This window comes from Streptomyces sp. NPDC087844, from assembly GCF_044742785.1.
GTDB lineage: Bacteria > Actinomycetota > Actinomycetes > Streptomycetales > Streptomycetaceae > Streptomyces.
The window spans coordinates 16,681-23,330 of sequence record NZ_JBIUVD010000048.1; the positions used below are offsets into that span (position 1 = coordinate 16,681).

Sequence of the window (6,650 nt, forward strand, 5' to 3'; positions counted from 1 at the left end):
CGCGGGGGTTGCGCTGTGGGAACAACCCTAAAACATCCCCACCCCCACCAACACCCGGCGCGCGCCCCCGAAACCCCCCCCCCCCCAAACACAGGGGGGGGGCCGGTTCCCACGTCGGCACTCTGTCAGCTGTCAGCTGTCAGCTGTCAGCTGTCAGCGGGCCTGGTGTCGCCAGCAATCCGCTGACCTGCTCACTCCGTGTTCTCGTTGGACCGGAATCGGGAAGAATGCCGGTTCGGGGGTCATACGGACACCCCGTTGTCGGTCAGCCAGGTCATCGGGTCGATGCCCTTGCCGCCGAGGGCGTGCACTTCCAGATGCAGGTGCGGGCCGGTGGTGTTCCCGGTGGCCCCCACCGCACCGATCACCTCTCCGGCGCGGACCTCCTGCCCTTCCTTCACCGCCACGGAATCCTGGTGGCAGAACCACACTTCGGTACCGTCGGCGAGCTGGAGGACAGTCCGGTTGCCATAGGCGCCCTGTGTGGTGACAGCCACCACCGTGCCGCTGTGCACGGCCATGATCGGGCTCCCGGAGGGTGCCGCGAAATCCAGTCCGGTGTGCTTGCCGGACGACCACAGTCTGCCCTTGTCACCGAACCCCGAGGTGACGGTGTACGAGGTGACCGGGAGGACGAAGTCACCCGTCTGCCCGGGCGGGCTCTCGGCCCCTTCCTTCTGTTCGGCCTCCTCTTGACGTTCAACCTCCTCCCGGTTCCGTGCGGCCCGCGCCGCATCGACACTCCTCCGTCGCTCGGTGGCTCTGTCGGCCGCGGCGAGCGCGTCCGCCCAGCGCGCGGCGTCATCCGCCAGCATCTCCTGCTCCGCGGCCTGTTCCCGCACGGTGTTGCCCAGCGCCTGCGCCGCATCCGCGTCAGGGAGAATCGACGGCACGTCGGCAGGGGATGCCTCGCCCCGGCCTCCCGCCGCCTCGGGCGCGGAGGACACCGGTTGCTCAGTGGCGGGCCGCTGCCCGTCACCGGACCCCGGTGGCTGCGCACCGGCGTCCGCGGCGGGCGCGGACCGCGCGGGTGCGCCGGATCCCACGAACGCGACGGTGGCGCCCATGGCGGCCGTGGCCGCGATGCCGATCACCACCGCTGACTGGGCGAGCCGACCGCGCGGTGCCCACCGCCGAGGCTTCCGGCTCCGCGCGGTGACGTAGTGCCGGGTGAGAGCGGTCTCGCCCCAGGGACGATCCGACGGCCCCGTCGGATGCGGGCCAAGGGTGACCGTTCCCGTGTTCCCCTGGTCCTGCGCGCCGTCAGAACTCACTTTTCCACCCGTTTAAGTAATTGGACCGTATATTCGTCTGCAAACAGAGACAGTCTGCGACTCTCACTACGCGAGTCGCACGGAGTAGGTTCACCACCGAACTCGGTACAGAAAACAGAACGGCCGGCGAGGAGGACCTCGTCGGCCGTCGGGCTTTTTCGGGCGAACTTTTTACGAGCTGCTGCCGAAGAAGATCGAGGTGATCTTGTTGTCGAAATTCACCTTGCCCAGATCGATGATGTCGTCGTCGATCACCAGGGACTCACCGGTGCAGCCCGGTCCGGACCAGACCTTTATCGAGGCGGTCGTCCGCAGCGCGGACGCCTCCTTCGGGCGGCCGACCTCGGTACAGCCGGTGCCGGCCACGCCCTGCGTCGCGTTGGCCTCGGAGAACGTACCGGGGTCGTCGAAGAGGAGCGCGCTGCCGCGCGCGGGCGTGGGCGACGCTCCCCCGGCACCACCGGTGGCACCGGTGCCACCGGTGCCACCGGTGCCGGCGTCGCCTGTCTGGCCTCCACCGGTGGGCGCCTCCGGGGCGGCCTTGCCGAAGAGCTGGCCTCGGACAGCGCCGTCAGCGAACTCGGACGTATGGATGTTCGAGTAGTAATTACCCGGAGTCTGCCGGACCCGGGTGACCGTGTCCGCGTTCTGGCCCTGGACGGAGCCGGTGATAGCGAAGATGTTCGCCGGAACCGCGGTGGTGAACAGCGGGAACTGCACGTCACCGTTCTGGCCGAGCTTGCCCTTGTGGATGTGTCCCAGGGTGGGAGGCGTGATGTTCATCCACGCCATGGAGTAGCCCACGGTCGTCCCGCTGGGACGCAGGAAGGTCACGGCGTGCCCGTCCGGGTCACCGACCTTGCTGGACGCGTCCTTCGGCACTTCCTGGTTGCCGTCGGACCAGGCCCGCAGACCCTGGGCGTCGAAGATGCCCAGCGCGTTCACCTTCTGCCGGTCCCCCTTGAGCTGACCGCGGATCGCGCCACCCGGGAAGTCCTTGCTGTGCAGGTTCACGTAGAAGCCCGAGGGATCGGTCCGGATCCTCCGGGCCAGTGCGGCGTCGTTCACGGCGACGGCACCCGCTGCCGCGCTGACGCTGTCAGGCATGGCGGTGGTGAAGAGCGGAACCTTCACATCGCCGTTGGCGCCGGCCCGGCCCTCATGGATGTGGCCGAGGGTCGGGGCGGTGATGCCCTCCCAGCGCAGCGAGAAGGTGACGCGGTCGCCCTTGACCTCCACTCGCGCCTCTCCGACGCCGTCGGCGTCTCCCACGGCGGGGCCGCCTGCGACAGGAACCTCCTGATCGCCCGACAGCGCGGCGCGGAAGGAGAACGCCTTGCCTTTCGCCGGGTTCTTGGGGCTGCTGTTCTTGGTGGACGTGGACGTGGTCGTGCTGCCGTGCCCGGAATGAGAATCTGCTGTCCCGTCCGCGAAAACAGGACTAGCACTCACGACGCCAAAGGCGACCGTGGCAGTCGCAAGGGCAAAGATACGCTGTCGCACTTCTCAGGTCCTTTCTTGACCATTACCATTCCCTACCGCCGGGAAGCGGCTACTTCTTCCTACGGACCGGATGCTGGAGTGGATCACTTTCTCCGCACATACGAGAAAAGGACCGCCCGGCACGGATCGCCCATCAGGGCGCGGTGACGACGGTCCCGACCTCTTCGGGGTCGGGTCCGACGTCGGGGTCGGTCTTCTCGGGCTCGTTCTCCTGGATGTCGGGACCGATGCCGGGGCCGGTCCCGTCGGAGTCCGGTCCGACGTCGAGGAGACCGCCCTGCGGGGGAATCTTCCGGGGTGGCGGACCGACGCCCTCCATCGGCGCGAACCAGGTCCTGACGCCGATGACATAGCTCTGCGAGTCCTCGGTCGCCGGGACGCCTCCCGCTTCCCGTACGGCGTCCATACCCACGTCGTAGGCGGCGAGTGCCAGGTCCAGCGCGCTGCCCGTCACCTGTCCGCTGTCGAGCAACTCCTGCGCCTCGTCCGCCAGGCTGCACAGGTACTGCCCCTGCGCCTCGATCGACTGTTCCGCGTCGAGGGGGTCGCCGTCGGCCTTCAGTTCGGCGAAGACGTCGGCGGGGACCTGCGAGATGCCCTCGGCGCCGTTGGGTCCGACGAAGCCGGCGTCGAAGGCTGTTTCGTACTGGATCTGCGCCGCCACGGTGACCGGTCCGATGGTGTCGCAGACGGATCCCGCGGCGTTGATGGGTTCCAGGAGGTCGAAGGGAACGGTGCATGGCTGGGTGACTTCCCCGGCCCCGCCCAGCGAGAGTTCCAGGTCGCCCTTCCCGTCACCGAGGAAGATGCTCTGAACCCTGTCCGCCTGGGCCTCCGGTTCGGACCCCAGGGCTCTCTCCGCGTTGTCGCATCGCCGCTCGGCCGGAGAGAGGTCGTCCTGGCCACCGTCGCCCGTCGGCAGCCCCAGGAAGAACAGAACGATGACGACGAGGGGAAGCAGCAGGACGGCCAGCCCTCCGATGATGATGACGACGATCGCGGTGAGCGCGAAGCCCGCCGGGAGCGCCAGACATCCGCAGCCACTGACCGCGGCCATGATCACGGTGGTGGTGCTGCGTTGCGCCTGACCGCCGCCTTCGTCAGCCATGGACTCTTTCGCCTGCCTTCCCGCAGTCCTGCCCGAGTGCCTGTAGGGCCGCGTCGCCCCGGCGCCTCAGCGGGGACGACCGCCACAGGGCAACTACGCAACGGGCTGACCCGGGGTTCACGGGACGAGGACGGCGGAGGGTGCGGTGACGGCGGTCGCGACCAGCGAGCAGCGAGGCCGGGTCGCCACGTGCGACCCGGCCTCGCTGCTCCATCGGCTGCGGCGCGTCACAGGTGCCTTGAGCCCTGTGTAAGGCTACCGGCAAGCCCGACAGCCTGGTGGAGTGATGGTTTGTCACACGAACACAGGAAGGGGCGGTGGGCCGGCCTTGCGATGTCAGTCGAACTCGCCGCTCACGGACTCGTATATCCGCCGGGCCTCCGGGCCGAGGCGAGGACCGGCGAGCCAGGTCGAGGTGGTGGGGCCGATGGAGGTGTTGCTGATCAGGACGGGCTCACCATCGGCGTCCTCGCTGAACCAGCCGCCTCCGGAGGAACCACCCGTCATGGTGCAGCCGACCCTGTAGAGGGAGGGCTGATCGGGTGCGATGGACAGGCGTCCGGGGCGGGCGCGGCAGTTGTACATCAGCTCGCCGTCGAAGGGCGGGGCCGCCGGGTAGCCCCAGATCCCGATGGTGGAGATGTCCTGTGTCACGGGCGCGCGGAAGTTGACGCGCGCTGCCGCGCCCACGGTCTCCTCCAGGGAAACGGAGCTGTCACCCCCCTTCCTCTTGACGTGCATCACGGCGAAGTCGAACGCCGCCCCGTCGCCGCCTTCGGGTGTTCCTTGGGCTATCCACTGTTCCGACGTCTCGGCTCCGTCGGCCCACCAGGTCCCGAAGGGGGCCGCCGCTACGGCGCTCCCGTCCTGCCCGGTGGCCGTCTTCGTGCCCTCGTCGTTGTACGAGGGCACGAAGACGACGTTCCGGAACCAGCCTCCCTCAGCACCGGCATGGACACAGTGACCGGCTGTCCATACGAGATCCGACGCACCAGGACGCGCGGGATCCGCCACCACGGTGGCGGAACAGACCGACGGCCCGGCAGGGGTGTCGAAGAAGAGTTTCCCGATGATCGGGGCGTTCTTCTGGTAACTCTGCGGAACCGGTTCGGCGGCGACAGGCGCGGGCTCGGGGTCCGAGAGCCCTCTCTCGTCCACGCCGATGTCCTGGGCGACGGGTTGGTCGGCGCTGGTGGCGCTGCGCATCCGCTCCTGGTTCCACAAGCCGTCGACCACAGGGTTGTCGAACTCATCGGTGCCTCGTGCCCAGGTGGACGGGTTCCAGTCGCGCCATCCCTCGGAGGCAGCGGCGTCGCCGGCGAGACGACCGGGGAGGTCGGTCAGCACGGAGACGGCCGTGAGGACGGCGGCCACGCAGACGACAACCACCACGGTGAGCCTGGTACGCGTCACTGGTCGACTCCTTGTGGAAGCGATGCCCGTCCGCCTGCGGGGTTCGTGGCGAACCACAGGCCCGAGGCGCCATGTCCCTCGGCGTCACCCGCGGCGGTGTCGCCGGAGTACCGGTAGAGCGGCCTGCCCTTGATGGTGAGCTGGACAAGTCCGTCATCGCGGGTGAGGTTTCCGATGTCGCCCTCGATCACCCCGGACAGGAAGACGGTTCCTTCGGGCAGGATCGTCACCGGTGGCCATTCCTCGGCGCAGCGTGCGTCACAGGCCGACGTACCGGCGTAGGGGGTGTCCTTCTCGAAGTGGTAGAGGGTTCGTCCGGCGGCGTCGGTCAAGGGACCCTGGACCGGATCCGTTGTGTCGGCTCCTATCTGGACCCAGCGGCGTGCGACCGGGGAGTCCCGCTGCGCCGCGGGCGCGAAGTCACCTGTCTCGGGAGGGGCTCCGTTGTCCTTCGCGGTGCCCGCCAGGAACGAGCCGTCGAAGTCTGTGCTGGAGTTCGATCGTGTTGCGGCGGCCTCGGAGGGCGGGCCGGCGGAACCGCTGCCGCAGGAGCAGAGTCCCATGACAGCGATAACGGCGAACAGCGCCACCGGTAGCGTTTTCCTGAACAGTGTGTCCGTCCCTCTCCCTTGTACCCGTGCCCTGACTGACGGGTCCTCTGCCTCGCTATACGGTGCGCTTGGACGATCGGGTCACGAACCGTCGGCACGGACTCCGCCGAAGACGTCATGGGTGTGTACCGGAGCGTGCTGGAACCGCTGCCACCCCTCTGGGCAGCCCGCGCCGGAATGGTCGCCGGGATCGCGCCTGCGGGAGGACCGGTCGTGTCCCCGGCGCATTGCGGTGATCGTCCGTGGCGAAGACGCCTGCATGCGCGTCCTCAAGCACCGGATGTACGCGGCACTCCGGCCGCAACTGCACAGTCGGCGGCAGCGGTTGCCGTGGGCCGCCGCGCGACTCCCTTCCGGTGTGCGGGACCACGGCCGTCGACGGCAGGGTCGTGCCGAGGCGTCCTCGACGTCGTGTCCGCTCACGACGGCGGACGGCCGAAAGTGGCACGGCCACCCCGAAGCAGCCTCTTCGCAGGAGATGTTCACAGTTTCGAGCGGCACGGGGATTGACCGGCGTCCCTGTGGGGGAAAGAGGTTCCGACGCCTCCCGTCGACCACCCCGCCCCACCGGTAGCGACAGCGCCGGAGTGGACGGGCTGCCGTGTGTCACGGACAACCCACTGGCTGACGCGGGTAGAACGAGTCCGCCTGTTGGTTTCTGTCGTGGGGCTGTCGTGGCGGGCGGGAGGGGAGCAAGGCTTTGTTAAGCGAGCGGTAAGTACGGACGCCGAGGGTGGGACG

At 68.6% G+C, this 6,650-nt stretch carries 5 protein-coding genes; all 5 read right to left on the reverse strand.

The window, feature by feature from the left end; all coding sequences use genetic code 11:
• Positions 1 to 242: 242 nt before the first annotated feature.
• Positions 243 to 1,274, reverse strand: coding sequence for a peptidoglycan DD-metalloendopeptidase family protein (locus ACIOKD_RS41470; protein ID WP_402093633.1), 1,032 nt, complete (start codon positions 1,272 to 1,274; stop codon positions 243 to 245).
• A gap of 171 nt (positions 1,275 to 1,445) precedes the next feature.
• Entirely contained in the window at positions 1,446 to 2,726 is a 1,281-nt protein-coding gene (locus ACIOKD_RS41475; protein ID WP_402093635.1) for a CHRD domain-containing protein, read from the reverse strand.
• A 184-nt stretch (positions 2,727 to 2,910) separates the two neighbouring features.
• Positions 2,911 to 3,885 carry a lytic transglycosylase domain-containing protein gene (locus ACIOKD_RS41480; protein ID WP_402093636.1) on the reverse strand — a complete coding sequence of 325 codons (975 nt, stop codon included), beginning with the start codon at positions 3,883 to 3,885 and terminating at the stop codon, positions 2,911 to 2,913.
• A gap of 336 nt (positions 3,886 to 4,221) precedes the next feature.
• Positions 4,222 to 5,298, reverse strand: a complete 1,077-nt coding sequence (locus ACIOKD_RS41485) for a trypsin-like serine peptidase (protein ID WP_402093638.1) — start codon at positions 5,296 to 5,298, stop codon at positions 4,222 to 4,224.
• Positions 5,295 to 5,888: a hypothetical protein gene (locus ACIOKD_RS41490; protein WP_402093639.1), complete on the reverse strand. Its 594-nt coding sequence runs from the start codon at positions 5,886 to 5,888 to the stop codon at positions 5,295 to 5,297. Before ACIOKD_RS41490 ends, ACIOKD_RS41485 begins: the two co-directional genes overlap by 4 nt.
• Positions 5,889 to 6,650 lie beyond the last annotated feature (762 nt).